Below are 1,350 nucleotides of genomic sequence, written 5' to 3' on the forward strand. Positions count from 1 at the left end.
ACTTTGGAGAGATAGTCGGCGAGGGAGTTCAGGATCTGGTCAGCGGTCTTGGTCCAGGCGAACGGCCGGGGATTCTCGTTCCAGGTGGCGATCCACGCCTTGATGTCGTCCTCCAGGGCCTTGACGGAGGTGTGGACGCCGCGGCGGATGAGTTTGTCCGTCAGCAGGCCGAACCAGCGTTCGACCTGGTTGATCCAAGAGGACCCGGTCGGGGTGAAGTGAACATGAAACCGGGGACGCCTGGCCAGCCACGCTCTGATTTCGGGAGTGTTATGGGTGGCATAGTTGTCGCACACCAGGTGGACATCCAGTTCGGCCGGCACGGCTTTGTCGATCGCGACCAGGAACTTTTTGAACTCCACGGCACGGTGGCGGCGGTGGAGTTGGCTGATGACGGTGCCGTCGGCGATGTTGAAGGCGGCGAACAGGCTGGTGATGCCGTGCCGTAGGTAGTCGTGCGTGCGCCGCTCGGGCGTGCCCGGCATCATCGGCAGCACCGGCTGGGACCGATCAAGCGCCTGGATCTGGCTCTTTTCATCCACGCACAGCACCACCGCCCGCTCCGGCGGGTTGTGGTAGAGCCCGACGACATCGACGACCTTGTCCACGAACTGCGGGTCAGTGGAGAGCTTGAAGGAATCCTGCAGGTGCGGCTTGAGATCGAACTTCTTCCAGATACGGCCGATGGTCGATTTCGACAGTCCGGTGCGCTTGGCCATTGAGGCCCGTGACCAGTGCGTGTCGTTGCCGGGGCTGGACTCCAACGTCGCGGTGATCACGTCTTCGACCTGATCGAGCAGGATCGAGGGTGGCCGGCCAGGCCGGGGCTCGTCGTGCAGGCCGTCCAGTCGCCGGGCGATGAACCGGGCCCGCCAGCGCTCCACGGTCGACTCATCGACACCCAGATCGGCTGCAGCCTGCTTGTTCGTGCCGCCCTCCGCGCAGCGCAGAATGATCTTCGCTCGCAGCGCCAGGTACTGCGCACTTTTGGCGCGTCTGGCCCACCGGCTCAGTTGGACGCGCTCGGCCTCCTCCAAGACCAGATCGGCCTTCGGCCGACCGATACGGCCGACGTCGGCAAGACCAGCCAGTCGCTGCTCGGCGAACTGGCGGCGCCACTTGGCCACTGTCTTGACCGCAACGCCGATCTCTCGAGCTACACCCGCGTTGGACATGCCCCCAGCGCATGCCAGCACAATCCGGGCCCGCTCGGCCAGACGCCTGTCTGATAACCCGGCCCGGCGAACCAACTCTGCCCGCTCGTCCTCCGACAACGTGAGCTCGACCGCGGAAGGGCCCGGATATGACATGACAACAGAGTAGAGACTTACCGCAAAGATTTCAGGCGCA

The 1,350-nt window shown here is 64.3% G+C and carries 1 protein-coding gene; it reads right to left on the bottom strand.

All coding sequences use genetic code 11. From position 1 onward, the window contains the following. A partial coding sequence (locus Pka01_RS40410) for an IS630 family transposase (RefSeq protein WP_203888317.1) occupies window positions 1–1,310 on the bottom strand: 1,310 nt, incomplete at its 3' end. Window positions 1,311–1,350: the final 40 nt, after the last annotated feature.

The organism is Planotetraspora kaengkrachanensis, assembly GCF_016862895.1.
GTDB lineage: Bacteria > Actinomycetota > Actinomycetes > Streptosporangiales > Streptosporangiaceae > Planotetraspora > Planotetraspora kaengkrachanensis.